The sequence below is a fragment of the Rosenbergiella collisarenosi genome, from assembly GCF_018494085.1.
Lineage (GTDB): Bacteria > Pseudomonadota > Gammaproteobacteria > Enterobacterales > Enterobacteriaceae > Rosenbergiella > Rosenbergiella collisarenosi.
Genome location: NZ_JABBFP010000001.1, coordinates 97,616 through 122,795, shown reverse-complemented (window position 1 = coordinate 122,795; position 25,180 = coordinate 97,616). Strand labels below are relative to the sequence as shown.

Genomic DNA, 25,180 nt, shown 5'->3' with positions numbered 1-25,180 from the left:
ACCCGCTTGCGCGGGTTTTTCTCTACTAGAAGTGAGTGTTAAGACTCATATAGAACGTTCTGCCTGACTCGTTGTAGGTGTTTGCCCCTGCTCCCCACAGATAAGAACCAGTAGCAGCATTTCCAGTCGTTTGAGCATTCCCTTCACGGAAGTGACGTTTATCAAAGAGGTTATCAATCCCTGCCGTGACACTAACATTTTTCGTCGCATCCCACGTCGCGCTCGCACCGATAATGCTGTAAGGGCTGACTTCGCGGGTATCAGGATAGCTAACCTTATTACCTTGGTAATCTCGGCTTTTCGGTTTTTGCTTACCGTACCATGTCCAGGTTGCTTGCACGGAGAGATCCTGGCGGATTTGCCACTCAAGGTTCGAGTTCAGCGTAAACTGTGGGATCACGGATAAACGGTCGTGATTGGTCTTATCCTTACTTTGCAGCATCCACGTCATATTGTTATTCCATGTAACGGTATCAGTTACCGGAACATTGAAGGTACCTTCTAACCCTTCAACAACCGCACGTGGAACGTTATCCCATTTATAGAGTCGCGTACCGCTGCTGTTCGTCGAAGTAACATCGGTTCCCGATTCAATCTTATTGTGGTAATCATTACGGAAATAGGTCAGCCCAGCTTGTAGTCCAGAGAGATCCTTATATTCCAATCCAATCTCTTTATTAACACTGGTTTCTGCTTTTAGATCGCGATTTCCCTGTAAATAACAACCCGTGCTCGAGCTACCGTAGCATCCTTGTCCACGACTATAGAGAATATAGTTAGGGTTGGTCTGATAGAGATTCGGTGCCTTATAGGCTCGCGCAATCCCCATTTTCAACGTCCACTCATTAGTCAGCTGCTGCGTTAAATTCAGCGACGGGCTCCAATTCGTTCCCACAAGCGAGTGATGATCAAAACGGATAGCTGGAGTAAGGACCGTTGAATCGGTAAGGTCCATATTATCTTCGGCAAACATCGAGAAGATCTGCGCTTGGCTATAAGGTGAACGCGTCCCCGTTCCCATACCGCTTACTGAACCACCAGCAGTACTGCCGGTCAGTGGCTGACTAGTCGAGGTACCATCTTTCATTTTTTGCTGGTTCCACTCCGTCCCTAAGGTAAGGTTCTGATCAACCCAGGCGGTGAAAGGAATACTGACTTCGCTGTGCAGCAGAAGATCACTCAGATCAATATCAGAGAACCCAGCGTTATTATTAAATATCCCCTCGGTTCCACCGGCTAAGCCTTCGCTTATCCTAGAGTTACGGGTTCTTTCATATTGCGCATAGGTATTGGTACTTACCCCATTATCCCAAACACCGGTCCAGGTTAAGGCATAGTCTTGGCGATAAATACGGTTCGTCTCATCGCCATACTTACTTTTCACATAGGCGGAGGTATTAGTATTTTGGGTATCTCCCGCATAGATATTACCTTGGCGGCTGGTTCCTGCTTCGAATTCGAGGTGTTGATTGTGCGCGAATTCCCAATTCAGTTTACCATGCAGATCTTTATCCCTTACGCCTTCACGCCCAGAAGGAAAGCTGCCTGCATAAGTCCCCGTTCGTGGAGCAGAATGGTTTTGGTTGATATCGTAAGCATCAGCCTGTGTCTTATCGATATTTCCCCAAATACTTAAGGTTAGGCTATCGGTAGCGGGACCCATTAAGCTGAAGTTGGTACGCTTAGTAGAGCCTTCAGATTTATGCTGCGGAACGTTGTAATACGCGTTCCATGAACCATGCCACTCTTTATTTGCTTGTTTAGTGATGATGTTGACCACCCCGCCCATCGCCCCGCTACCGTAGCGGGCCGCAGCCGGTCCACGAATGACTTCAATGTGGTCAATCATTTCAGGTGGTACCCAGTTGGTGTCGCCACGTGAATCTCGCTCACCCCGCCATCCATAGCGCACTGAGTTTTTACTACTTACCGGACGACCATCAATTAAGATCAAGGTGTTTTCCGGTCCCATGCCTCGAATATCGATTTGACGGTTGTTACCGCGCTGACCGCTGGTCGAGTTGCCGGTTAGATTGACGCCTGGCATGGTGCGAATGATCTCTGACACATCACGTGCAGGAGGATGCTTGCGGATCGCCTCAGAGGAGATCGTCGATACACCGGGTGCTTGTAGCGTTTGCTGGCGAGCGGTCACGACGATGGAATTATGGGCTTCTTCTGTAGGTACGGTGTCAGTATTGGTGGCCGTAGTAGTAGAAGTATCGTCCGATACCGGGGTAGTTACCGACACATCTGATTGTGCCGCTGAAGCCGGCGCGCAATAAAGTAAAAAGGAGCTACTTAGCTCAAGGCAAATTGCAGCAGAAAGAAATGATAATTTTTTCATTAGTTATAATCCCAGTTCCCTAGGTTAATGCTGTGTGTGTGAGAAATAATGAAGCCTCTTTACGCGCATTTATAATTGGTAACCAATTGCGCAATAAATGACAAACTACGTAAAGAGAGATTGCAATCTATTGCAGATGAAAATAATTATCAATACTATTATCATTAAATATCGGTTCTAACGGCTATTCGCCGCTGGCTCTTACAAAGATAAACGAACAAATGCTTACTCCTGAATGGTTTACCCCAGACATTGGTTCCGACATATGGTGGCGCACTCAACAACAGCTCGGTGTACCGCGAATTGAACGGCTCTCCGATCAAGACTGTCGAGTGACTTTTCTTTGGCGCCAACCAGACTCGCAGCTAACACAAGCGGTCTGGCTCAATATTACTGGGATCACTGATCACCACCAGCCCGAGCCTCCTGTATCTCTAGTCCATTATCCCGCTAGCGACGTCTGGTACCTTTCCCTCACGCTTCCTGCTCATTGGCGAGGGAGCTACTGTTTAATCCCCGATACTAAACAGGATATCGGTTTACGCAGCCAAGATATCTTCCAACGACGTGAATGGTGGCGGGAACAATTTCGACATGCAGAGCACGATAAACTCAATTCACTACGTTCTTGGTCTGCCGGCCGGGGGATGGCTGTTTCACCCCTACATCTCCCCGACGCGCCACCACAAGTGGAGTGGCAAGCGTGGGAGCGCGGCGAACAATCGCCTGTTGCTGTGCAAGAGATACGTTGGGAGAGTCGTCGGCTAGGGAATTCGCGCCGTGTATGGTGGTACAGCACAGCAGACCACAAGACGACCCCACATCGGCGATTAGCCTTGTTACTGGACGGCCAGTTTTGGGCAAATACCCTCCCTATCGCCGGCCCCTTACAACAATTAACCGATGAAGGTAGACTCCCGCCAGCGCTCTACGTGATGCCGGAGATTATTGACCGGGAGCATCGGGGCCGTGAATATCCCTGTAATCGTGATTTTTGGCTCGCCGTCAATGAAGAACTTTTACCCTTAATTGCTAAGACCGTAAGCTGGCGCCCCGATCCGGCGCAGACCATCGTCACCGGACAAAGCTTTGGCGGGCTCGCTTCTGTGTACGCCTGCTTAAACTGGCCAGATATATATGGAAAAGCTTTAAGCTTATCGGGATCGTTCTGGTGGCCAAATCGTGGGCATGCCGCAGGATACCTTCCTCAACAACTCGCACAACATGCCCCTTCTAAGGCTCCACGAAAAATTATTCTCGAAGCGGGCTGCCGTGAAACCTTAATTTGCGAGGCCAATCGGGAGTTAGAAAAATGGTTAACCTACTACCACATCCCACATCGCTTGCAATACGTAGAAGGTGGGCACGACGCGTTATGGTGGCGGGGCAGTTTATTAGAGGGTCTACACGCTTTATGGCAGGAAGAATAAGATGAGCAATATCGACGATAGTATTGAGCAACATTCCTTAAGTACGCTGCCTGATCTGCGCAGTTCTCGTTTACCCCTCGTTGCGGCGCAGCCCGGCATTTGGATTGCGGATCAGCTCTCTCCTTATGCTAACGCCTTTGCGGTAGCCCACGCCATTAGCTTACCGGGAACCCTCGATCCGACGGTGCTGAAACAGGCGATTGAACAAGGGTTAGCTGAGGCCGATACCCTACACTTCCGCTTTGAAGAGTACGAGGGTGAAGCTTACCAGTCTATCGACCCTGACTGTGTTTTCTTCATTGAGTGTCTCGACTTACGGGCTGAAACGCAGCCCCTCGCCACTGCCCATGCATTGATGAACGCTGATTTACAAAGCCCTTTACGTATCACCGATCAGGGGGCAACCGTTCGACAAGTACTGATGCACGTGAGTAATGATCAATGGATATGGTATCAACGTTACCATCACTTGCTAGTCGATGGATTCAGCTTTATCGCGATAACAAAACGTATTAGTGAAATATACGCTCACTTACGTCAGCAACAGCCCTTAAGCCCATCACCGTTTACGCCTTTCGATGAAGTCGTTGCGGAGTATCTTGCCTATCAGCAAGGTCCAAGCTATCAGAAAGACAAGCACTATTGGCAAGAAAAAGTCTCGCAGCTACCCGATCCGCTAAGCCTTGCCCAGGCCCCGCTCAATGGTGAGATCGCGACACCAGATGTCATACGCCATCATATCAGCTTCTCTGCCAGCCACATGGCGCCGCTTTACCAGCTGCTCGCTGAACAAGGCCTAACGCCGGTCGAGGGAGCCGTCACTTTAGTCAATACTTGGCTTGCTCATCTCACCGGACAGCAGCCGTTTAGTGCAGGATTTATTTTTATGCGTCGGATGGGGTCGGTGGCGCTGAGCGCAGTAGGCCCGGTCATTAACGTTTTACCCATGAGCGTCGGGTATCAACCGACCTTAACTATTACAGAGTTTGCGGCCCTACTCAGCAAAGAGATTAAGAAAAATCGTCGTCACCAACGCTACGACGCCGAACAGATCAGCCGTGACCTAGGACTGACCGGCGATAGTTCGCCACTATTTGGCCCCGTATTAAACGTTAAACTCTTCGATTATGAGTTGGCGTTTGAAGGACAATCGGTTAACACGATACACCTTGCCTCTGGGCCGGTAAGAGATCTTGAGATCGCACTGATCCTCGACTCTCAAGGTTCGCTTACCCTTGAATTTTTAGCGAATAAACATCGCTACGAAGAGCAAGCGCTGACTACCCATATTCAACGCTTGCCGCTGCTCCTTGAGCAATTAACCGCCCACCCAGCACGGCCACTCTGTGAGTTCACACTACTCAGTCACCAAGAACAACAGCAATTATCGGCCGTCAATGCGACCGAGAGAGAACTGACCGATGAAACGCTATGGTCACTAATTGCCCAGCAATGCCGCCAGACTCCCGATGCTATTGCTCTGGCTGATACAGCTCAGCAGCTTAGCTATACAGAGATGCAACAGCAGGTCTTAGCCTTAGCCGCTGAGCTACACCACCATGGCGTGGTAGCGGGAGATATCGTCGCGGTGGCGCTTCCTCGCTCGGTCTACTTATCGATAGCCTTGCAAGCGATAGTCCGTCTGGGGGCGATTTGGCTACCGCTTGATACCGGTTATCCTGACGAACGGCTCGCTATCATGCTGGAGGACTCGACGCCGCGCGTGGTGATCACCGAACAGGCTTTGAGTACTCGATTAACGGCGATTAGCGCGACTCCCCAATATCATTACCACTCGTTGATTACTCAGTCGCCAGTCCTCTGCGCCCCAGAACCCTCTCCCGAGCAGGGGGCGTATTTGATTTATACCTCAGGGTCAACCGGACGACCGAAAGGCGTTCTCGTTAGCCACCGGGCAATCGTTAACCGGCTAGCTTGGATGCAAAATCATTACCCTCTGCAACCGCGCGATGTTGTCCTGCAGAAAACCCCGAGTAGCTTCGATGTATCAGTGTGGGAGTTTTTCTGGCCATTGATTACCGGTGCAAAACTATTTATGGCCCCCCCTGAATGCCATCGTGATCCAGAATGGCTACAGCAAGTGATGGTTGAGCAGCAGGTGAGCGTGACCCACTTCGTACCTTCTATGTTAGCGGCATTTTTAGAGAGCCTAACCGAAGCCACGGTTAAGGCACTGCAGCAGCACTTACGCCTAGTTTTCTGCAGCGGCGAAGCGTTACCGACCGCCCTCGCGCGTCAGTGGGAAAAACAGGTTTCCATCCCCTGTCATAATTTGTATGGGCCTACCGAAGCCGCTGTCGACGTGAGCTGGTTTCCGGCGTTTGGACCAGAACTCGCGGCGGTTAGCGGGCACAGTGTGCCCATTGGCTGGCCGGTCTGGAACACACAACTGCATATCCTCGATAGTCAGCTTAATCCCGTTCCTTATGGTATAGCCGGGGAGGTGTGGTTAGGGGGCGTGCAATTGGCTGAAGGCTATCTAGGTCGCCCCGACCTCACTGCCGAGCGCTTTATCCCAGCCCCTTGGGACCCGACTCAACGTCTGTACCGCAGCGGCGATATGGCGCGTCGTCTGCCGCATGGCGAGATCGAATACCTCGGACGCAACGATGACCAGTTAAAAATTCGGGGCCAGCGTATTGAACTCTCCGAGATCGATGCAGTTCTGCTCTCCTTACCGGGGATCAAACAAGCCGCCTCTGTTGCCGTCAGCCTTAATCAGTCACTAGGCGGCCTCGCCGACGATCGTCAGTTAGTCAGCTATATCATTAGCGACACGCCACAGGAGAGTGAACACTTACGCGAACAGCTCGCTGAACGTTTACCTGCTCACATGGTGCCAGTCATCATCATCCCGTTAGATACGTTCCCATTAAGTAGTAATGGCAAGCTGGACCGTAAAGCGTTACCTGCCCCACAATTACGCGATCACGATAATGCGCGAGAACCTATCGGCGAAATAGAGACTCAACTCGCCGCGCTATTCGCCGACCTCTTACAGCAACCTAAGGTGGCCGCTAACCAAGATTTCTTCGCCTTAGGGGGGCATTCACTGCTCGCTATGCGCCTCGCTGCGCAAATACGCAAGCAACTTGGTTACCCATTGACGGTGGGTCATATCATGGTGAATTCCACTGTCGAGAAGTTGGCGAAGATTATTCAACAAAACCCAGAGCACGCGGATGGTGGTTTACAGACCCTTCTGCCGCTGCGTCAAACCGATGGGCCGCGATTATACTGTTTCCATCCGGCCTCTGGTTTTGCTTGGCAATTTAGCGTGTTACAGCGCTACCTCGATCCGTCATGGTCGATTATCGGCCTGCAATCGCCTGACGAGCACGGCGCTTTAGCGGATGCCACGCATATCGACGATGTTTGCGAACGTCACCTTGCTACGCTACTCGCAGATCAGCCGCAGGGCCCTTACTACTTTATCGGCTATTCACTCGGTGGAACCTTAGCGCAAGGCATCGCCTCACGGCTCGAGGCACGCGGCGAAGAGGTGGCTTTCTTAGGTCTATTGGATACTTGGCCACCCGAAACCCAAAATTGGGACGAGAAACAGGGTAAGAACGTTCTCGATAATCAGGTTATTGAAGAAGTTAACCGTGAGCGCGAACAATTTGTGAACAGCCAGCGGCAACAGGCAGGAGAGGAATTATCTCAGCTTTTCGATAGCGTCGAGGCGAACTACGCTCACTCAGTACGATTACTCACCACGGCTCGCAGCCGTAAGACAGTCGGTAAGGCGACGCTATTCTCCGCGTTGAAGACACAACAACCGGGACTCAGTGCACAGCAGGCTTGGGCGCCATTTATTCGCAGTTTGGATATCGTGCCTATCGATTGTGCGCATGTCGAGATTATCTCACCACAGATGTTTGAGACTATCGGACCCGAGATTAACCGCCGCTTACTGCGTCTGCGTTCTTAATATAAGAGGAGGCGACAGGCCTCCTCACCTTCCCACTGGAACAATCATGGGGGTGCCCGCCACGGGGTCGGCGATAATCACCGCTTTCAATCCGTACACTTCTTCAATCAATTCGGCGGTAATAATCTCACTAGGCTTACCTTGGGCAAGGATCGCCCCTTCACGCATCGCGATCAGATGACTTGCATAGCGACAGGCCTGATTGAGTTCGTGCAAGACAACCACCAGAGTACGTCCATGCTGCTGATTCAACTCTCGTAGGAGTTCCATCAATTCAATTTGATGGGTAATATCTAACCATGTCGTCGGCTCGTCTAAAAGCAGTAACGGTGTTTGTTGTGCCAACACCATTGCAATCCAGACGCGTTGACGCTGTCCGCCGGAAAGCTGCTCAACATGGCGATCCGCTAAATGCGCGATATTCGTAGCAGCCATTGCCTCAGCTACGGCTTGGCTATCTTCATGACGCCACCCGCCGAATAACGATTGATGCGGATAGCGGCCACGTCCAACGAGATCAGCGACGGTGATCCCCGTGGGGGTATGGCTATTCTGTGGCAGCAGCCCCAGTTGTCGCGCGACCTCTTTTGCCGGGCAGCGGTGAATCGCCTTGCCATCAAGGATAACCTGACCCGCCGTAGGGGGAATGACTCGGCTTAATGCCTTGAGGAGCGTCGACTTACCGCAGGCGTTTGGGCCGATAATGACCGTGAACTCTCCATCAGGGATAGTCACCGATAGATTATCCACGATAGTTTTCTTGTCATACGCCAAAGTAAGATCCTTGGCTGCAAGACGGGAAGTGATTGGATTCATGAGCGTCTTGCCTCTCTAACTAATAGTGACAGCAGGTAGATCCCCCCCACACTGACGGTAATTACGCCAACAGGAAGTTGATAAGGGAGAAAAGCGTGCTGCGCAAGATAATCTGCTGCCAGCAATAACAGACTGCCACATAACGCCGTATTCCATAAAACACCGGTCGGGCTATATGTTAATCGACGTGCGATTTGCGGAGCGACGAGTGCGATAAACGAGACCGGACCTATGATTGCCGTAGGGACAGCGGTTAATATGACCGCCAACAGTAATAATCCTAAGCGGGTACGTTCGGGACGGACACCGAGTGCACAAGCCAAGTCATCCCCCATCTCAAGTAATCCCATACGTTTCGCGAAACTCGCCACAACGATTAATGCGATGACCACGCAGGGAAAGACTAGCGATAAACTTTGCCAATTCATCCCATTTAGAGAGCCTGCACTCCACAGTCCGGCGCTGATTGCCGTACTCAACGAGGTTGAAGTCATCACCCAACCATTAAAAGACATCAAGAGAGCGCGGATACCAATACCGATAAGAATCAAGCGATAGGGCGTTATCCCCTGACGCCATGCCAAGAGATAAATCGTCGCGCCGGTGAGTATTGCGCTAAGTAGGGAGGCCAATGTCATCGCGAAAAGGTTAGTGGGCCACAGCAGCATCACCACCAAGACTCCAGAGAAGGCGCCGGCATTCAGCCCCAAGACATCTGGGCTGCCCAGCGGGTTACGTAGGATAGATTGAAAAATCGCTCCACTGATCCCTAAGGCCGCCCCACATACTAGCGCAACCAGCACTCGTGGTAAGCGCCAATCAATGACGACGAGTCGTAATCCTGCTGGCCCCTTGCCAATCAGTAGCTGCCAGAGATCGTTCAGCGAAAGAGGAAGCGCACCTCGACAGAGCGCGCAGATCATCAGACTCCCGACTGCAGCGAGTAATAGGCAAAAAATAAGGAGCGGCCGTCTTTTCATCACCCCTCCCGACCTATCCGGTAGCGGACTAACCCAATCAATACTGGCGCACCAATCAAGGCTGTGATAATCGATACCCTAATCTCTCCCGGCGCAACGCTACGGCCAATAATATCTGCCAAAATTAATACCGCGGGTGTGATGATAATTGTTCCGGGTAATAAATAGCGATGATCACTACCGAATACTCCCCGCGCCAAATGCGGGGCGACAAGGCCAAGGAACGCAATCGGTCCAGTCAAGGCGGTCGCGCAGGCCGCTAACAGCGCAATAAGAAAGAGCCCAAGCAACTGTACTCGCCCCACTCGCGTACCTAGAGTTCGAGCCAAATCCTCACCCATGCTGAGCGCATTCAGCGAACGGCTCAATCCAAGGGTTATTATCGCCCCTATCAAGACGATAGGTCCTAATAGAGTAAAAACACTAAGCTGTCGCACATCTAATGACCCGGTTTGCCAAAAGCGCAGGTGATCGTAAATATCTGGATTGAGCAGTGATATACCGCTGGTCAATCCCTCCAAGATAGCAGCTAAGGACACGCCAGCTAGCGTTAGCCGTATCGGATTTAAACGCCCTCCTCGGCCAGCACCGGCGATCGCCACCGTAACTGCCGCGAGAAGTGCGCCGAGAAAAGCGAGAAAAAAGCTTTGCCAGAAGGTCAGTACGCCCCATAGGCTTAACCCCAACACAGTAACGAAACTCGCGCCTGCGTTCACGCCTAACAGGCCTGGGTCGGCAAGTGGATTACGGGTAAGGGATTGCATAAGCGCGCCTGCGAGGCCGAGCGCACAACCTGCCACTAGACCGGCCAGCGTACGAGGAAGTCGAGAGAATCGAATGATATCGCAATTCTCACTATGGCAAGTTTGCCACAGTGAGAGGCTCGACCAGCTTTCTGACAGAGAGATAGGTTTTGCTCCGATCAGTAAACTCGCCGTGACTAACCCGAATAAACTAAGGAGTAGTACGAAGAAAAGGCTAACCGGTCTACAGTACGCAGAAAAGTGAAGGCTTTTCACCTTACTGAACAAAAAGCTTTTCGAGCACTGCCAAGGTATCGCCCGCACTATAATAGTCCAAACGGAAGTTATCATTACCCAGTGGGTAAACATGCCCTTGCTTCACGGCTGGCGCTTGTTGTAAAAAGCGATCGCTGGCTACTTGTTTAGCGGTATTCGCATCGGCGACGAACATCAGCCAACTCTTACCACTCAGACCGTCACTCATCTTCTCCCCGGACAGCTGAACAATATCTTTGCGCTGGCCCATACTATGACTAGTCGCGAGTTGCACAGGGGTAGGTGCGAGCGTAAAGCCGAGTTGCTCAAGCAGTTTTCCCTGTGCTGAATCAGCGGTCCACAGGTTGACTTCCTTACCGCCACCATTCCAGACAAAGGCGGAAACCGGTTGCGGCGGTAAGTGGAGTTTCGGCTTCAGCTCAGCAACGCGCTGGTCAAATTGGTGAATAATCGTTTGAGCTTGACCTTCGTGTCCCGTGGCCTGACCCAGTTGAGTAACGACTTGCTGCCAACTCTTATTGTCGTAGTTAATCACGATCACCGGTGCAATACTGGAAAGCTGATTCACCAGACGCAGCGCGCTGTCATGTCCCGTTGCACTCACTACGATTAAGTCGGGAGCCTGCGCCGCGACCATTTCAGCATTAGCTTCGCCGATATATAAGCGCTGAACGTGTTTTTGTTGGGCAACCTTTCCCCATTGGCTAAAGAAACCTTGGCTATCGGTAAAGCGACTATTCGGCACCCCTGCTCCACTAGCAATGACTGGCGCCCCGATCGCCAACAAGGATCCTGTTAGGGTTACACTAGTGGAAACTATTCTTTTAGGCGCACTCTTCAGAGTGACCGTGCCATTATCGGTCACCACTTGCCTTGGCCACCCCGCAGCTTGGCTGAACCCCGCGAAAGGTAACAACACACTCACTAATAAGAGAGTTAGTAGTCTTGAGCTTCGGGTCATAATCGCTTTCCTTTATGTGCATCGAGTGCGTAATCTTGACGTCTAAATCAGAAGTTATCGGTAAGCCGGCTTCATCAGTTGACAGGTAAGGGAGTTAAGCGTAGCTTACCGCCAAAATTCAAATGATAATCATTATTAATTATCTTATCATTTAATGGTGCTATTATGGTCGAAATCACTGCCGTTGAAAATATTCTAAACCGTAAAATTCAGCAACAGAGCGCATTAAACGAACGTTTTCTGTTTACCTCCCCGCAAACCAGCCTGATCACAGACGGCTGCTTCAAGCGAATTTCGCAACCTTTACTCGACAGCGAAGGGAGCCAACACTCCTTTCAACAAACGCTGAGTGAACAGTTTCGTCTTGCACGAGCGGCTGGGATAAAAAATCCTCGGCTAGTTGGGGCGATCCCTTTTGATTCGCAGCAGCCGACGGCTTTATTTATTCCTCAACACGTTACCGAAACCGGACGTGAGCAACTTATTGCGGAATTAATGCCTTATCAATCGGCGACGCTTGCCAAAGTCACTGAGCAACGTGCTTATCCCGACCAGTCACAATTCATGTCGATGGTCAGTGACGCCGTGGCGGCGATGAAACGCGGAGAATTAGATAAAGTTGTTCTCTCGCGACTACTCACTTTGCACACTCAAGAGAACATCGATAGTACGGTATTGATGAGCCGGATCATGGCGCAAAACCCGGATAACTATCACTTCCATGTGCCGCTTGCCAACCACGAAGTATTAACCGGAGCGAGCCCTGAGCTACTCCTACGCAAGCAAAAAAGCCTGTTTAGCTCGCGCCCACTAGCAGGATCAGCGAAGCGCCAAGCGGTAAGCGCTGACGACTACAAGGTAGGCGAGCGTTTACTGGCCTCGACGAAAGATCGCCATGAGCATCAATTAGTGATCGATGCGATGGCCCAAGTGTTAGCGCCAATCGTTAAACAATTAGACGTCCCGCAAAGTCCAGAACTGGTCACGACCTCTCAACTGTGGCACCTTGCTACGATGATTCAGGGTAGCGTCGATAACGGCCAAGAAAATGCCCTACAGCTTGCGGGGTTGCTACACCCTACCCCTGCCTTAAGCGGTTATCCGCATCAGCTAGCTTGTCGACTTATTCAACAATTAGAGCCCTTCTCGCGTAATCTTTTTGGGGGTATGGTTGGATGGTGTGACGATGAGGGTAATGGCGAATGGGTGGTGACAATCCGTTGTGCGCAGCTCGCACAACGGGAAGTTACGCTATTTGCGGGTGCCGGTATTGTTCCTGCATCGGATCCTCTTGCGGAATGGCAGGAAACCGGGACGAAGCTTAGCACTATGCTTCACGCTTTTGGTTTACAATAATTTAGGTAATGACTCATGAGTATTTCTTTTACGCCTTGGCCTGCAGAGCTGGCCACACGCTACCGTGAAAAAGGGTATTGGCGAGACCTACCTCTTACCGATATCAGCGAGCGACATCGCGAAAGTAACCGGCCTGCGATTATCGACCAGGAACAAACCCTCAGCTATCGCCAGTTAGCTCAGTATAGCGATCAACTTGCTGCTCAATTACAAGCACGCGGCGCACAGGCAGGCGACACGGCGTTAATCCAATTGGGTAACTGTTGTGAGTTTTATATCGTCTTCTTCGCACTACTAAAGCTGGGTGTTGCGCCAGTTAACGCACTGTTCAGCCATCAACAGAGTGAGCTAACCGCCTACGCGGCACAGATTAAGCCACGCTTCTTAATTGCGGATCGCCAACATCCAATCTTTAGCGACAACCGTTTCTATGACGAGTTAATCGCACGGCATCCGGAATTACAACATACAATTTGGCACCATCCGCACGAAAATGAGTGTGGATTACAGTCTCTCTACACGCAAGCCTGTGAGGGCTTTACGCCGACACCGAGTGCTGCTGACCACGTCGCCTTCTTTCAGCTATCCGGCGGAAGTACTGGGACACCGAAATTAATTCCACGTACTCATAACGACTACTACTACAGCATTATTGGTAGTGTCGACATCTGTGAGTTTTCCGAGAATACTCGCTATCTTTGCGCGCTACCAATTGCCCATAATTATCCTATGAGCTCGCCCGGCATCTTAGGCGTTCTCTATGCAGGAGGAGTGAGTGTACTCGCCCCAGATCCAAGCCCGACGACCTGTTTCGGCTTAATTGAGCATCACCGTATCACGGTGACGGCGCTGGTTCCGCCCGCCGTCAGCCTCTGGTTACAGGCGATACAAGAATGGAACTGTGTACAGCAACTCAGCTCACTGCGTTTACTGCAGGTGGGCGGCGCCAAGCTCAGCGAAAGTCTGGCCGCGCGTATTCCTGATGAGATCGGCTGCCAATTACAACAAGTGTTCGGGATGGCCGAGGGGTTAGTCAACTATACGCGTCTTGATGATGATCGGCAGACCATCCTTACCACGCAAGGCTGCCCGATCTCTCCCGACGACGAGGTCTGGGTGGCTGACGAAGAAGGCAATCCGCTACCGCCCAATACTACCGGTCGCCTAATGACCCGAGGTCCTTACACGTTTCGTGGCTATTACAATAGCCCTGAGCATAATGCCGCCTGCTTTGACCAAGACGGTTTTTATTGTTCCGGCGATCTCATCGCGATTAATGAGCAAGGCTATATCACGGTAGAGGGACGCGAAAAGGATCAAATTAATCGGGGCGGTGAGAAAATCGCTGCGGAAGAGATTGAAAACCTACTACAGCGCCACCCGGATATCATCCACGCGGCACTCGTCTCCATGAATGACGAGTTATTGGGTGAAAAAAGCTGTGCTTTTGTCGTCGCGAAACAGACGATTAAAGCGGTCCAATTACGCCGCCATTTGCGTGAGCAAGGCATTGCTGAGTTTAAGTTACCCGACAGATTTATCTTCACTGAGGTACTACCGCTTACCCCTGTCGGTAAAGTGGATAAAAAACTATTACGTCAGCAACTTGTTGAAGATAATAAGCAAAATGCTTAATCCTTTTTCTACTGTCCCGATTTTGGAGTTGTAATGAGTATCCCTAAATTAACGGCTTATGCCTTACCCACAATAGAAGAATTACCCAATAATAAAGTCAATTGGACATTCGAACCTCAGCGGGCAGCATTACTGATCCACGATATGCAGAACTACTTCCTTAATTTCTGGGGAGAAGAGAGCGAATTCGTTAAGACCGTCGTGGCTAATATCGCAGCGCTGCGTAAACAGTGTAAAGCCTTGGGCATCCCAGTCTTCTATACCGCACAACCCAACGAACAAAGCGATGCCGACCGTGCATTGCTGAACGACATGTGGGGGCCGGGGTTAAATCGCCATCCAGAGCAGCAAAAAGTCACGGCCGACTTAACCCCCGATGAGCACGACATCGTGTTAACAAAATGGCGTTACAGTGCTTTTCAACGCTCGGATCTAGAACAGCAGCTACGTACGATGGGTCGTGATCAGCTGATTATTACGGGCGTTTATGCACATATCGGTTGTCTGACTACCGCCACCGATGCCTTTATGCGCGATATCAAGCCGTTTATGGTTGCCGATGCCTTAGCCGACTTCAGTCGTGATGAACACATGATGGCGCTCACCTATACCGCTGGTCGTAGCGGTAAGGTCGTGATGACACAAGACCTATTATTACTCCCCTCTTCTAAGCAGGCGCTGCGCGAAGCGATTTTACCTCTGCTTGAAGATGACGATATTCCGGAAGATGATGAAAACCTTATTGATTACGGCTTAGATTCAGTACGGATGATGGCGCTAGCGTCACGCTGGCGTCAGGCGATCCCCACTATGGATTTCGTTACCTTAGCTAAAACTCCGACGTTCGACGCCTGGTGGACGCTACTTTCAGGGAATCACTAACCCATTATGAATACCGATTTTCAAGATAAATATGTTTGGGTAACCGGTGCCGGCCAAGGCATTGGTTATGATACTGCCTGCGCGTTCCACCAAGCAGGCGCCCACGTTATCGGTTTTGATCAGCAATTCACCGGCGATCATTACCCCTTTAGCTGCTTAGTCATGGATGTGTCTGACCCTCACCAAGTGGCGGAAGTATGTCAGATGCAGCTCGTGCAACAACCGCATTTAGATGTATTAGTTAACGCTGCTGGGATCCTGCGTATCGGTGCAACCGATGAGCTCAGTTTTGATGATTGGCAAGCCTGTCTAAACGTCAATGCGGGCGGAGCCTTTAACTTATTCTCCCAGACCTTGCCTCTTTTTCGCCAGCAAGGATTCGGATCAATCGTCACTGTTGCCTCAAACTCAGCACATGCTCCACGTCTCGGTATGTCGGCTTATGGTGCATCGAAAGCCGCTCTGCGTAGTCTCTGCCAGACGGTTGGCCTAGAAATGGCCCCGTATGGTGTGCGGTGTAATATCGTCTCTCCAGGGTCCACGGATACGGCGATGCAGCGGAGTTTATGGCATACCCCCGAGGCAGAGCAGGAAATGATTAATGGTTTCCCGGAACAATTCAAACTGGGTATCCCCTTGAAGAAGATTGCTCAACCTCGGGAAATTACCAATGCGATCCTTTTCCTTGCCTCGGATCTGGCAAGCCACATTGTCTTACAAGATATCGTTATCGATGGTGGGGCAACCTTAGGCGCGTAGCTTATGCAGACGATTTGGAAAAAAACAGTCGATATTGATGCCCTGAATGCGATGGGGAAAAACTGCCTCATTGAGCATCTCGGGATTGTCTTTACCGCAGTTCACCCTACCTATCTCGAAGCCGAAATGCCAGTGGATAGTCGGACTTGTCAGCCTTTCGGTCTATTACACGGTGGGGCAAGTGTAGTACTTGCGGAATCAATGGGCTCAATGGCCAGTTGGATGACCTGCCGAGACGAACAGAATGTGGTCGGGATCGAGGTAAATGCCAGCCATCATCGTGCAGTGGCGAGTGGTAAGGTCACAGCAGTTTGCCAGCCTCTACATCTCGGTGGGCAGATACAAGTGTGGCAGATAGAGATTCATAATCTACGTGGCAAGCTTTGCTGTAGCGCTCGGCTCACGGTGACAGTATTAGGTTAACGCAAAAACGGGGCAACGCTATTGCCCCGTTTCGATAGGATTAGCGTTGGTAGATTATTTCAACGCCTTCTTCGTCTTCGTCGTCCCAGTCATCCCAGTCTTCATCGTCTTCTTCTTCGATGGCATGCTCTTCAAGGGTTTCACGGTGGTAATCATCCCACATGAATTCGACTTTCTCAGCGGCTTTCTCTGCCTTAGCTTCTTCTTTAGGCTGAGTATTAATAAACTTCATTACATCCCAGCAAAGATCCTTGACCCCTTGCTGACTCGCTGCTGAAATCAGGTAGTAATCACCTTCCCAACCCAGATCATCAGCGATCTGTTTTGCACGACTCGCCGCTTCTTCTTGATCGAGCAGATCAACCTTATTAAACACTAGCCAGCGCGGTTTTTGATAAAGCTTGTCGCTGTATTTCTCGAGTTCGCCCAAAATAATACGTGCATTATCGATCGGGTTGCTTTCGTCGATCGGAGCAAGATCGATAAGATGCAGTAAGACACGGCAACGCTCAAGGTGTTTAAGGAAACGGATCCCCAGACCTGCGCCATCAGCCGCTCCCTCGATCAATCCTGGGATATCGGCGACCACGAAGCTCTGTTCGTTATCCATACGAACCACACCTAGGCTAGGCACCAGTGTGGTAAAGGGATAATCTGCCACTTTAGGCTTTGCTGCAGAGACTGCACGGATGAACGTTGATTTACCGGCATTAGGTAAGCCGAGCATACCGACATCAGCTAACAGCATGAGCTCAAGCTGGATATCGCGCTCTTCCCCTGGCGTACCATTCGTTTTTTGGCGCGGTGTACGGTTAACGGATGACTTGAAGCGGGTATTCCCCAAACCATGCCAGCCGCCTTTAGCGACCATCAGCGTTTGTCCATGTACCGTCATATCACCCAGCGTTTCGCCAGTGCCCTGATCGATGACACGCGTTCCCATCGGGACTTTTACCGTTATATCTTTGCCACGTTTACCGGTACAGTCACGGCTCTGGCCATTTTGACCACGTTCGGCACGGAAAGCTTTTTCAAAGCGGTAATCGATTAGCGTGTTAAGGTTCTCATCGGCCACCAGGAAAACATCGCCGCCATCACCACCATCACCGCCGTCAGGGCCACCTCTAGGGATATATTTTTCACGGCGAAAGCTGATACAGCCATTTCCGCCATCACCCGCAACGACAAGGATTGTTGCTTCATCAACAAATTTCATTTTTTCTCTCCGTCATGCATACGCCGTCCAGAATCAGGTCGGCGGGTCCGCCAGGGTCATGTCAGCTGACCGGCAGCGGATCGTAATGTTTGATCTCATTAATAGTGAATAGGCATGGGTGATCAAACAAGGATTCTTTCGTCAATTCGACGATCTTTTACAGCAGAATGTAAAAAGCCCCGCAAAGCTGCGGGGCTTTAATTCGTTAGTCCTACAGGATAGCCTGTAGAGAGAACCGATTACTCAGCAACAATGCTGACGTATTTACGGTTTTCTGGACCTTTAACTTCGAATTTAATTTGACCTGTTGCGGTTGCAAACAGAGTGTGGTCACGACCACAGCCAACATTGTTACCCGCGTGGAATTTAGTTCCGCGTTGACGAACAATGATGCTACCCGCTAATACAGTTTCTCCGCCAAAGCGTTTAACGCCAAGACGTTTAGCATTTGAGTCACGACCGTTACGAGTCGAACCACCAGCTTTCTTGTGTGCCATTTGTTAAATCTCCTCTTAAGCGCTGATGCCAGTAATTTTCACATCAGTAAACCACTGACGGTGGCCTTGCTGCTTACGATGGTGTTTACGACGACGAAACTTAACAATTTTAATTTTCTCGCCACGACCATGAGCTACGACTTCAGCTTTGATAACACCACCAGAAACCAACGGTGCACCAATAGTCACTTCTTCGCCATTAGCAATCATTAGAACTTGGTCAAACTGAACAGTTTCACCCGTTGCAATGTCTAATTTTTCCAAGCGAACAGTCTGACCTTCGCTTACTCGGTGTTGTTTACCACCACTTTGGAAAACCGCGTACATATAAACTCCGCTTCTGCGCTAGCCTTTTAGGTTAAATAGGCGGCGCGATAAAATATTCACATAGGGCGCGAATTCTACGCAACTATCCTCCAGAAGACAAGTGAACTTTTCAGGTATTGCAGAAAAAAAAGCCAAGTCATGCTCCAAGGTTTCGCAATGCGAAATTTCTAGTACAATAAGTTTATTCTTAGTGATCATTATTGATAAATTAACGCGCGATCGAAGTGTTACACTAACTATCCAACGGGGTTCTGGACACCAGTAGAAATCCCGCGACTTTTACATGACATGCCGGTAAAGATGGCTCACAGAGATAAACTGACTAATTGTATGAATTTAGAGCAGATAACAGAACTTACCGCCCAGGATATGGCAGCGGTAAATCAAAATATTCTCAAGCAGCTTGATTCAGATGTAGTACTCATCAGTCAGCTAGGCCATTACATCGTTAGCGGTGGCGGTAAACGAATTCGACCCATGATTGCGGTACTTGCTGCTCGTGCATTAGGTTATCAAGGCGAACAGCACATTCTCAACGCGGCGTTGATCGAATTTATCCATACGGCTACGCTGTTGCACGACGATGTCGTAGACGAGTCGGATATGCGCCGCGGTAAGGCAACAGCCAATGCGGCCTTTGGTAATGCCGCCAGCGTGTTGGTCGGCGATTTTATCTATACACGCGCCTTTCAGATGATGACCCAGCTCGGATCCTTGAGGATCCTTGAGTTAATGTCTGAAGCGGTGAATGTGATCTCTGAAGGTGAAGTGCTGCAGTTGATGAACTGTAACGATCCCGATATTACTGAAGAGAATTACTTACGCGTCATATACAGTAAAACCGCTCGTCTTTTTGAAGCAGCCGCGCAAACCTCAGCGATTTTATCGGAGGCTTCCCCTGCAGAAGAGCAAGCGCTAAAAGATTACGGTCGTTACATTGGTACGGCTTTTCAGCTGATCGATGACCTTCTCGACTACAGTGCCGATAACGAAGCGTTAGGTAAAAATGTCGGCGACGATCTCAGCGAAGGAAAGCCGACATTGCCTCTGCTCCACGCTATGCGCAACGGAACTCCAGAACAAGCGGCGATGATCCGTCGTGCGATCGAGGAAGGTAATGGTCGTCACTTACTCGATCAAGTCCTGACCACCATGAATGAGTGTGGTTCCCTCGCATGGACACAGCAGAAGGCTGAAGAAGAGGCTGATAAAGCTATCCAAGCACTCGCAATTTTACCCGTCACCCCATGGCGAGAGGCGCTTGAAGCTTTGGCGCATATGTCGGTACAGCGCGATCGATAAGTAGAATAGGCTACAAGTCTACTCGACTTGTAGCTCTGCCAAGTTTGTACCCTCAAGTGATAGCGTCAGTTGATCGCCAACCTCTAGCTTCCCTACTCCCTTCGGAGTCCCAGTAAAAATAATATCTCCGGGTTCCAAGGCAATATATTGGCTGATGAACGCGATTATTTGAGGAATACTAAAGACCATCTCCTCACTATTGCCGGCTTGCACATTGCTTCCATTGATCGATAACGCAAAATGGATCGGCTGCAGTAACGTCTCTTTAAGATAAAACTCGCTTACATAGCACGAGTCTTTGAAGCCCTTGGCGAGTAACCAGGGCAACCTTCTATTTTTTAGGTCCGACTGCAGGTCGCGTGCCGTCAGATCTAACCCCACGGCGATAGCATCGTAGTGATCCTCCGCACGATCGACATCGATCTTGAATGCAGGGGCGGAGATCCTAACAACTAACTCAGTTTCGTAGTGTACGTCTTGAGAAAATGTCGGTAAGTGAATGATACTGCCGGTAATTAACGAGCTATTCGGTTTACTAAATACGACAGGGTCGTCCTCAACACGGTTGCCAAGCTCCTGCGCATGTTCGGCATAATTACGTCCAATACAATAGATATTATTGATCATTCATTAACTCCCGTAGGTTATACGACTCGTTTTACTTGCCCCGCCCATCGCTCAATCTCTGAACATAGCAGAGGCGCTCTTAACTTTCCTTATTATTCTCTGTTAGCGTCGTAATAAATCCTCTTTTTGGAATTAATAGGAACTCTAATGAGTTGCATTAATTGCAGTATATTTGCGGTATATCCTGCATCTAAAAACAAACTAGTCATATTTATATGGAAACTTTAGGTAATTTTCTGCTATATATTTCTATAGCGTCAGAATTAAAAGGATAATTCAAATAGCATGGAGAAAGACATGGAAAGGTTAAAAAACGACTGGCATAGTGCCGATATTATCGCAGCATTGCGTAAGAAAGGAACGTCGCTCGCAGCGGTGTCTAGGAACTCGGGTCTTAGTTCATCAACTCTTGCTAATGCACTTTCGCGGCCTTGGCCAAAAGGCGAATTGCTCATTGCGCAAGCGATCAATATTCATCCCGCTGAGATATGGCCTAGTCGGTATTACGACCCAATTACGCATGAATTATTGGATAGATCACAGCTAATCCGGACAAAAAGAAAGAAAAAGCATAGCGAATCGCCCCCCGCCCCTCGCTCTGACAGTTAAAAAAAAGCCCCGATACCGTATAGGTTCGGGGCTGTTTCTTTTCGTGCTCTTTTATTCGTTCTCACCCGGCACACGGTCTATCGTAGCACCTAACCCACGCAGCTTATCTTCAATATGCTCGTAACCACGATCGATATGATAAATACGCTCAACATAGGTGGTGCCTTCCGCGATACAGCCCGCAAGGACTAGACTTGCCGAGGCCCGTAAATCGGTAGCCATAACTTGGGCTGCAGAGAGCTTCTCAACACCATAGCAAATCGCAGTATTACTTTCGATTTCAGCATGGGCGCCCATACGAATAAGTTCAGGGATATGCATAAAACGGTTTTCGAAAATAGTTTCCGTAATGATCCCCGTTCCTTCAGCAACAAGGTTGAGTAGCGTGAATTGCGCCTGCATATCTGTAGGAAAGCCTGGATGAGGGGCAGTACGGATATTCACCGCTTTAGGCCTACGCCCATGCATATCCAATTTGATCCAGTCTTCACCCGTTTCGACTGTCGCACCGGCATCACGTAATTTCGCTAATACCGCATCCATAGTGTCCGGGCGTGCCTTTTTACACAGGATGTTACCGCCCGATATAGCTGCAGCAACTAAGAAAGTTCCCGCTTCGATACGATCGGCAACGACGGTGTAAGTTCCACCCCCTAAGCGTTCTACTCCTACGATCGTGATCTTATCCGTACCAGCGCCGGTAATTTTTGCTCCTAAGGTATTCAAAAACTCAGCAGTATCTACGATTTCTGGCTCACGGGCAGCGTTCTCAATGATGGTCGTTCCTTGAGCCACAGTCGCCGCGCTCATAATCGTCACCGTTGCGCCAACACTCACCTTGTCCATAACAATGTGCGCGCCTTGTAAACGACCGTCAACTGTCGCCTTGACATAGCCTTCTTCCAGTTTGATCTGCGCACCGAGCTGCTCTAATCCTGTGATATGCAGGTCAACCGGTCGAGCGCCGATCGCACAGCCACCTGGTAGGGAGACTTCACCGCGCCCAAAACGCGCAACTAGAGGGCCTAGCGCCCAAATAGAAGCGCGCATGGTTTTGACTAATTCATAAGGTGCGCAAAAAATATCAACCTGACTCGCGTCGACCAGAACCGCACCATTTTTACGCTCAACTTTGGCCCCTAACTGAGTCAATAATTTCATCGTAGTATCGATGTCGCGTAACTCAGGAACGTTTTGGATGGTTACAGGTTCCTCAGCAAGCAAAGCGGAAAAAAGAATTGGTAGCGCCGCATTTTTTGCGCCAGAAATAGTGACTTCACCGCTCAGGCGTGAAGGCCCCTGTACTCGAAATTTATCCATTGATACGGTTCTCAATTAACACTCAATATGTCAGACGATGAGGCGATTAGTTTGCCTTCACCCTATTCTAGAAGCCATTTAATTTACGATCACGCGCCCATTCAGTGGGGGTGTACGCTTTAATTGATACCGCATGGATGCGGTTATCAGCAATATACTGCATCAGCGGCGCATAAACGCTCTGTTGTTTCTTTACGCGGCTAAGTTCAGCAAACATTTCGCCGATGGCGATAACTTGGAAATGACTTCCATCGCCTGTGACATGCACTTCGTCTAACGCTAATGCTTGTTCAAGCACTGCTTTGATTTCATGGGATTCCATTAGCCTTTCCTACTCCTAAATTTAGGGCGGTTATCTTAGTCCAATTTGCCCTGATCATAAACAAGGAAAGCTCCTGAATCTATCAGCCAAATTTATTTATTTACACGCCAACCTGATAGGACAAAACGTCTGATAGGTTGTAAAGCATAATGAGCGAGTGCAACGCAGGTATCACTCCTTGCAAGGCAACGACCTCTTGGTCTGCAGACGAGGTAGAAAAATGCACGAGTAGAGCCAGTCCCGCTGAATCCACCCGAGACAGTCTTGATACATCGATAATCTTCACTCCACTCAGGGCCTGCCGGCGCTGTTGCCACAACTCTGATAATGAGTTGTGCACTAATTCACCCTGTAAGGAGAGCACGCCCTCCTCACATTGCCAGCGCAGTGCCTGACTCATTTAGCACCTTGTCCCAAAGTGATGGGTTGGTTGGCATAGACTTTCAACTGCGCAGTTAGCCCATCGATACCTTTGGTTCGCAATAGGTCGGCCCACTCATTCTGCTTAGTCGTGATCATACTGATCCCTTCGGCGACCATATCGTAGGCTTGCCATTTACCCGTTTGCGTGTTCTTACGCCATTGGAAATCTAAACGTACAGGTGGACGGCCATCAGGGTCGATAATCGATACGCGAATCGCGAGCATTTTCGCATCGCCAACGGCTTGTGCCGGTTGAATTTGGTATGTCTGACCATGATAGAGCGCTAAGGCCTGACCGTAAGCTTGGGCTAAATAATCACCAAAAGCGTTAAAATAAGCCTCTTTCTGTGCGGGAGTCGCTTGGCTGTAGTAGCGTCCGAGTACTAAGGCACCTGCATACTTAATTTGCACGTAGGGGAGCAGTTCTTGACGAACTACTTCACGTAAGTAATTAGGGTTTTGTTTGATCTTTGGCTGCTCGTTCTTCAGCCGACTGAACGTTTTTTCAGCCGCTTGATTCATCAACGTATAAGGATTGGTTTGATCCACTTGCCCTTCCATAGGTGCTGCAGCATAAACAGATCCAATTGTCATTGGCACCACGGCCAGTACGCCTGCAAGAAGTAGTGATTTAGACATCGTATTTCCTCTTAGTGAGCGACAGGTGTCGGTTGGGGGGCGGTGCTATCTGATGTATCGTCACCAGACGCTTTACTGTCATTACTTTTATATAAGAACTGACCAATCAGATCTTCTAATACCATTGCGGACTTGGTATCGGTGATCTTACCGCCATTTTGTAGCATGCTCGTCCCAAGTTCAGGGTCGCTAAAGCCTAAGTTTAGCGCGAGATATTGCTCGCCAAGTAAACCTTGGGTGCGGATCGCCAAACTACTACTATCAGGTATCTTATTGAGATACTGATCATTGATAGCGAGCATCACCTTTGGCGTTAAGTTTTGATCATCTAGCGAGATATGAGTAACTCGACCGATGACGACGCCGCCAATCTTCACCGGTGATCCCGCCTTCAAGCCGCCGATATTGTCGAACTCAGCACTTAACGTCCAGGTAGGAGCATTATGCCAAGCCGTCGGATTAGCGACGCGTAAGCAGAGAAAGAGACCCGCAAGTATGGCTAATAATAAAAACAACCCTACCCATACTTCACTTTTTTTGTTTTGCATAACGTTAATTCCCAAACATCAGTGCGGTCAGCACAAAATCTAAACCGAGGACTGCTAGTGAGGCGTGAACAACGGTTCGCGTCGTCGCACGACTTATCCCTTCAGACGTCGGCGTGGCGTCGAAACCATTAAACAGGGCTATCCATGTAACGGTAATCGCGAAAATAAAACTTTTGATCACACAGTTTATCAAGTCAGTCTGGAAGTCGACGCTACTTTGCATCGCTCCCCAGAAAAAACCTGCGTCGATACCTTTCCACAACACGCCGACCAAAGCGCCACCTAAAATACCGACGGCGGTAAACATAATAGAAAGGAGAGGCATGCTAATAACACCGGCCCAGAACCGAGGTGCTATGACCCTACGTAGCGGGTCTACTGCCATCATCTCCATACTGGACAATTGTTCAGTCGCTCTCATCAATCCAACTTCGGCTGTCAGCGCAGATCCGGCTCGTCCCGCAAAAAGTAATGCGGTAACGACCGGGCCCAGTTCACGCAGTAGCGAGAGCGCTACGACCATCCCTAGACTCGTTTCAGCGCCATAGGTTTTCAGAACCATGTAGCCTTGCAACCCGAGCACCATGCCAATAAAAACACCTGATACTAGAATGATGAGTAATGATAAGACGCCTAAGCTGTAAAGTTGCTGTAAAAGTAGGCGGCCTTGCCGTAGCGGCTCGGGTTTTCCGATCACCGCGTGAAATAGCATAAGCCCAGCGCGACCTAACGATTGGTAGCGCGCGATCCCCCAACGCCCAAACCTCGTCAGCGTAGTTAAAACCAT

At 49.8% G+C, this 25,180-nt stretch carries 24 protein-coding genes; 9 read left to right on the top strand and 15 right to left on the bottom strand.

The features are described 5' to 3' along the window. Positions 1 to 25 precede the first annotated feature (25 nt). Positions 26 to 2,347: a TonB-dependent siderophore receptor gene (locus tag HGT70_RS00565; protein WP_214194611.1), complete on the bottom strand. Its 2,322-nt coding sequence runs from the start codon at positions 2,345 to 2,347 to the stop codon at positions 26 to 28. Positions 2,348 to 2,568: 221 nt separating this feature from the next. Here HGT70_RS00565 and fes point away from each other — a divergent pair, with 221 nt between their 5' ends. Beyond that, positions 2,569 to 3,777 (top strand): enterochelin esterase, encoded by a 1,209-nt coding sequence (gene fes, locus HGT70_RS00560; protein WP_214194610.1) that lies wholly within the window; start codon positions 2,569 to 2,571, stop codon positions 3,775 to 3,777. A gap of 1 nt (position 3,778) precedes the next feature. Continuing rightward, on the top strand, positions 3,779 to 7,732 hold the full coding sequence (locus HGT70_RS00555) for a non-ribosomal peptide synthetase (protein WP_214194609.1): 3,954 nt from the start codon (positions 3,779 to 3,781) through the stop codon (positions 7,730 to 7,732). A 24-nt stretch (positions 7,733 to 7,756) separates the two neighbouring features. Here HGT70_RS00555 and HGT70_RS00550 read toward each other — a convergent pair whose 3' ends face one another. Genes HGT70_RS00550 through fepB form a run of 4 tightly spaced genes read right to left on the bottom strand, consistent with a single transcriptional unit; the run spans position 7,757 to position 11,508 of the window. Then, positions 7,757 to 8,548: an ABC transporter ATP-binding protein gene (locus tag HGT70_RS00550; protein WP_214194608.1), complete on the bottom strand. Its 792-nt coding sequence runs from the start codon at positions 8,546 to 8,548 to the stop codon at positions 7,757 to 7,759. Continuing rightward, a complete protein-coding gene (locus tag HGT70_RS00545; protein ID WP_071433622.1) occupies positions 8,545 to 9,528 on the bottom strand; it encodes a FecCD family ABC transporter permease in 984 nt (327 codons plus the stop codon). Before HGT70_RS00545 ends, HGT70_RS00550 begins: the two co-directional genes overlap by 4 nt. Beyond that, positions 9,528 to 10,547, bottom strand: coding sequence for an iron chelate uptake ABC transporter family permease subunit (locus HGT70_RS00540; RefSeq protein ID WP_241569490.1), 1,020 nt, complete (start codon positions 10,545 to 10,547; stop codon positions 9,528 to 9,530). The genes HGT70_RS00545 and HGT70_RS00540 overlap by 1 nt, the downstream gene beginning before the upstream one ends. 1 nt (position 10,548) lies before the next feature. After that, positions 10,549 to 11,508: a Fe2+-enterobactin ABC transporter substrate-binding protein gene (gene fepB, locus HGT70_RS00535; RefSeq protein WP_071433618.1), complete on the bottom strand. Its 960-nt coding sequence runs from the start codon at positions 11,506 to 11,508 to the stop codon at positions 10,549 to 10,551. A gap of 165 nt (positions 11,509 to 11,673) precedes the next feature. Here fepB and HGT70_RS00530 point away from each other — a divergent pair, with 165 nt between their 5' ends. The 5 genes from HGT70_RS00530 to HGT70_RS00510 are packed head-to-tail and all read left to right on the top strand — an operon-like array spanning position 11,674 to position 16,563. Beyond that, the gene (locus tag HGT70_RS00530) at positions 11,674 to 12,864 is read left to right on the top strand and encodes an isochorismate synthase (protein WP_071433616.1); all 1,191 of its coding nucleotides are present in this window, start codon (positions 11,674 to 11,676) and stop codon (positions 12,862 to 12,864) included. A 15-nt stretch (positions 12,865 to 12,879) separates the two neighbouring features. After that, complete coding sequence (locus HGT70_RS00525) at positions 12,880 to 14,499, top strand: (2,3-dihydroxybenzoyl)adenylate synthase (protein WP_214194607.1); 1,620 nt, start codon at positions 12,880 to 12,882, stop codon at positions 14,497 to 14,499. A 33-nt stretch (positions 14,500 to 14,532) separates the two neighbouring features. Next, entirely contained in the window at positions 14,533 to 15,381 is an 849-nt protein-coding gene (locus tag HGT70_RS00520) for an isochorismatase family protein (RefSeq protein ID WP_214194606.1), read from the top strand. A 6-nt stretch (positions 15,382 to 15,387) separates the two neighbouring features. Next, positions 15,388 to 16,140, top strand: coding sequence for a 2,3-dihydro-2,3-dihydroxybenzoate dehydrogenase (gene dhbA / locus HGT70_RS00515; protein ID WP_071433610.1), 753 nt, complete (start codon positions 15,388 to 15,390; stop codon positions 16,138 to 16,140). 3 nt (positions 16,141 to 16,143) lie between these two features. Further along, complete coding sequence (locus tag HGT70_RS00510; protein ID WP_214194605.1) at positions 16,144 to 16,563, top strand: hotdog fold thioesterase; 420 nt, start codon at positions 16,144 to 16,146, stop codon at positions 16,561 to 16,563. Positions 16,564 to 16,603: 40 nt separating this feature from the next. Here the strand turns inward: HGT70_RS00510 and cgtA are convergent, their stop codons facing one another. The 3 genes from cgtA to rplU all read right to left on the bottom strand — a co-directional run bounded on the left by cgtA (position 16,604) and on the right by rplU (position 18,603). Further along, complete coding sequence (gene cgtA / locus HGT70_RS00505; protein ID WP_071433606.1) at positions 16,604 to 17,779, bottom strand: Obg family GTPase CgtA; 1,176 nt, start codon at positions 17,777 to 17,779, stop codon at positions 16,604 to 16,606. 239 nt (positions 17,780 to 18,018) lie between these two features. Then, a complete protein-coding gene (gene rpmA / locus HGT70_RS00500) occupies positions 18,019 to 18,276 on the bottom strand; it encodes a 50S ribosomal protein L27 (protein ID WP_048911377.1) in 258 nt (85 codons plus the stop codon). A 15-nt stretch (positions 18,277 to 18,291) separates the two neighbouring features. Further along, complete coding sequence (gene rplU, locus HGT70_RS00495) at positions 18,292 to 18,603, bottom strand: 50S ribosomal protein L21 (RefSeq protein ID WP_048911376.1); 312 nt, start codon at positions 18,601 to 18,603, stop codon at positions 18,292 to 18,294. A gap of 330 nt (positions 18,604 to 18,933) precedes the next feature. Between rplU and ispB the strand changes: the two genes are divergently transcribed. Beyond that, a complete protein-coding gene (ispB, locus tag HGT70_RS00490) occupies positions 18,934 to 19,905 on the top strand; it encodes an octaprenyl diphosphate synthase (protein ID WP_214194604.1) in 972 nt (323 codons plus the stop codon). A gap of 18 nt (positions 19,906 to 19,923) precedes the next feature. Here the strand turns inward: ispB and HGT70_RS00485 are convergent, their stop codons facing one another. Then, positions 19,924 to 20,532, bottom strand: a complete 609-nt coding sequence (locus HGT70_RS00485; protein ID WP_214194603.1) for a fumarylacetoacetate hydrolase family protein — start codon at positions 20,530 to 20,532, stop codon at positions 19,924 to 19,926. 297 nt (positions 20,533 to 20,829) lie between these two features. Here HGT70_RS00485 and HGT70_RS00480 point away from each other — a divergent pair, with 297 nt between their 5' ends. Continuing rightward, positions 20,830 to 21,141, top strand: a complete 312-nt coding sequence (locus tag HGT70_RS00480; protein ID WP_214194602.1) for a helix-turn-helix domain-containing protein — start codon at positions 20,830 to 20,832, stop codon at positions 21,139 to 21,141. Between the two features lie 51 nt (positions 21,142 to 21,192). On the opposite strand, the gene murA is transcribed toward HGT70_RS00480, so the two are convergent. From murA to mlaE, 6 genes are all read right to left on the bottom strand, one after another. After that, positions 21,193 to 22,461 (bottom strand): UDP-N-acetylglucosamine 1-carboxyvinyltransferase, encoded by a 1,269-nt coding sequence (murA, locus tag HGT70_RS00475; RefSeq protein WP_071433600.1) that lies wholly within the window; start codon positions 22,459 to 22,461, stop codon positions 21,193 to 21,195. A 67-nt stretch (positions 22,462 to 22,528) separates the two neighbouring features. Further along, entirely contained in the window at positions 22,529 to 22,783 is a 255-nt protein-coding gene (ibaG, locus tag HGT70_RS00470; protein WP_071433598.1) for a BolA family iron metabolism protein IbaG, read from the bottom strand. 100 nt (positions 22,784 to 22,883) lie between these two features. Continuing rightward, positions 22,884 to 23,183 carry a lipid asymmetry maintenance protein MlaB gene (gene mlaB, locus HGT70_RS00465; RefSeq protein WP_214194601.1) on the bottom strand — a complete coding sequence of 100 codons (300 nt, stop codon included), beginning with the start codon at positions 23,181 to 23,183 and terminating at the stop codon, positions 22,884 to 22,886. Then, the gene (mlaC, locus tag HGT70_RS00460; protein WP_214194600.1) at positions 23,180 to 23,845 is read right to left on the bottom strand and encodes a phospholipid-binding protein MlaC; all 666 of its coding nucleotides are present in this window, start codon (positions 23,843 to 23,845) and stop codon (positions 23,180 to 23,182) included. Before mlaC ends, mlaB begins: the two co-directional genes overlap by 4 nt. Positions 23,846 to 23,856: 11 nt before the next feature. Further along, positions 23,857 to 24,393 carry an outer membrane lipid asymmetry maintenance protein MlaD gene (gene mlaD / locus HGT70_RS00455; protein ID WP_071433593.1) on the bottom strand — a complete coding sequence of 179 codons (537 nt, stop codon included), beginning with the start codon at positions 24,391 to 24,393 and terminating at the stop codon, positions 23,857 to 23,859. Positions 24,394 to 24,397: 4 nt separating this feature from the next. Further along, entirely contained in the window at positions 24,398 to 25,180 is a 783-nt protein-coding gene (gene mlaE / locus HGT70_RS00450; RefSeq protein ID WP_214194599.1) for a lipid asymmetry maintenance ABC transporter permease subunit MlaE, read from the bottom strand.

Coding starts and splice junctions, on each gene's coding strand:
- HGT70_RS00565 (WP_214194611.1), bottom strand. CDS start 2,347: ATGAAAAAATTATCATTTCTTTCTGCTGCAATTTGCCTTGAGCTAAGT.
- fes (WP_214194610.1), top strand. CDS start 2,569: ATGCTTACTCCTGAATGGTTTACCCCAGACATTGGTTCCGACATATGG.
- HGT70_RS00555 (WP_214194609.1), top strand. CDS start 3,779: ATGAGCAATATCGACGATAGTATTGAGCAACATTCCTTAAGTACGCTG.
- HGT70_RS00550 (WP_214194608.1), bottom strand. CDS start 8,548: ATGAATCCAATCACTTCCCGTCTTGCAGCCAAGGATCTTACTTTGGCG.
- HGT70_RS00545 (WP_071433622.1), bottom strand. CDS start 9,528: ATGAAAAGACGGCCGCTCCTTATTTTTTGCCTATTACTCGCTGCAGTC.
- fepB (WP_071433618.1), bottom strand. CDS start 11,508: ATGACCCGAAGCTCAAGACTACTAACTCTCTTATTAGTGAGTGTGTTG.
- HGT70_RS00530 (WP_071433616.1), top strand. CDS start 11,674: ATGGTCGAAATCACTGCCGTTGAAAATATTCTAAACCGTAAAATTCAG.
- HGT70_RS00525 (WP_214194607.1), top strand. CDS start 12,880: ATGAGTATTTCTTTTACGCCTTGGCCTGCAGAGCTGGCCACACGCTAC.
- HGT70_RS00520 (WP_214194606.1), top strand. CDS start 14,533: ATGAGTATCCCTAAATTAACGGCTTATGCCTTACCCACAATAGAAGAA.
- dhbA (WP_071433610.1), top strand. CDS start 15,388: ATGAATACCGATTTTCAAGATAAATATGTTTGGGTAACCGGTGCCGGC.
- HGT70_RS00510 (WP_214194605.1), top strand. CDS start 16,144: ATGCAGACGATTTGGAAAAAAACAGTCGATATTGATGCCCTGAATGCG.
- cgtA (WP_071433606.1), bottom strand. CDS start 17,779: ATGAAATTTGTTGATGAAGCAACAATCCTTGTCGTTGCGGGTGATGGC.
- rpmA (WP_048911377.1), bottom strand. CDS start 18,276: ATGGCACACAAGAAAGCTGGTGGTTCGACTCGTAACGGTCGTGACTCA.
- rplU (WP_048911376.1), bottom strand. CDS start 18,603: ATGTACGCGGTTTTCCAAAGTGGTGGTAAACAACACCGAGTAAGCGAA.
- ispB (WP_214194604.1), top strand. CDS start 18,934: ATGAATTTAGAGCAGATAACAGAACTTACCGCCCAGGATATGGCAGCG.
- HGT70_RS00485 (WP_214194603.1), bottom strand. CDS start 20,532: ATGATCAATAATATCTATTGTATTGGACGTAATTATGCCGAACATGCG.
- HGT70_RS00480 (WP_214194602.1), top strand. CDS start 20,830: ATGGAAAGGTTAAAAAACGACTGGCATAGTGCCGATATTATCGCAGCA.
- murA (WP_071433600.1), bottom strand. CDS start 22,461: ATGGATAAATTTCGAGTACAGGGGCCTTCACGCCTGAGCGGTGAAGTC.
- ibaG (WP_071433598.1), bottom strand. CDS start 22,783: ATGGAATCCCATGAAATCAAAGCAGTGCTTGAACAAGCATTAGCGTTA.
- mlaB (WP_214194601.1), bottom strand. CDS start 23,183: ATGAGTCAGGCACTGCGCTGGCAATGTGAGGAGGGCGTGCTCTCCTTA.
- mlaC (WP_214194600.1), bottom strand. CDS start 23,845: ATGTCTAAATCACTACTTCTTGCAGGCGTACTGGCCGTGGTGCCAATG.
- mlaD (WP_071433593.1), bottom strand. CDS start 24,393: ATGCAAAACAAAAAAAGTGAAGTATGGGTAGGGTTGTTTTTATTATTA.
- mlaE (WP_214194599.1), bottom strand. CDS start 25,180: ATGGTTTTAACTACGCTGACGAGGTTTGGGCGTTGGGGGATCGCGCGC.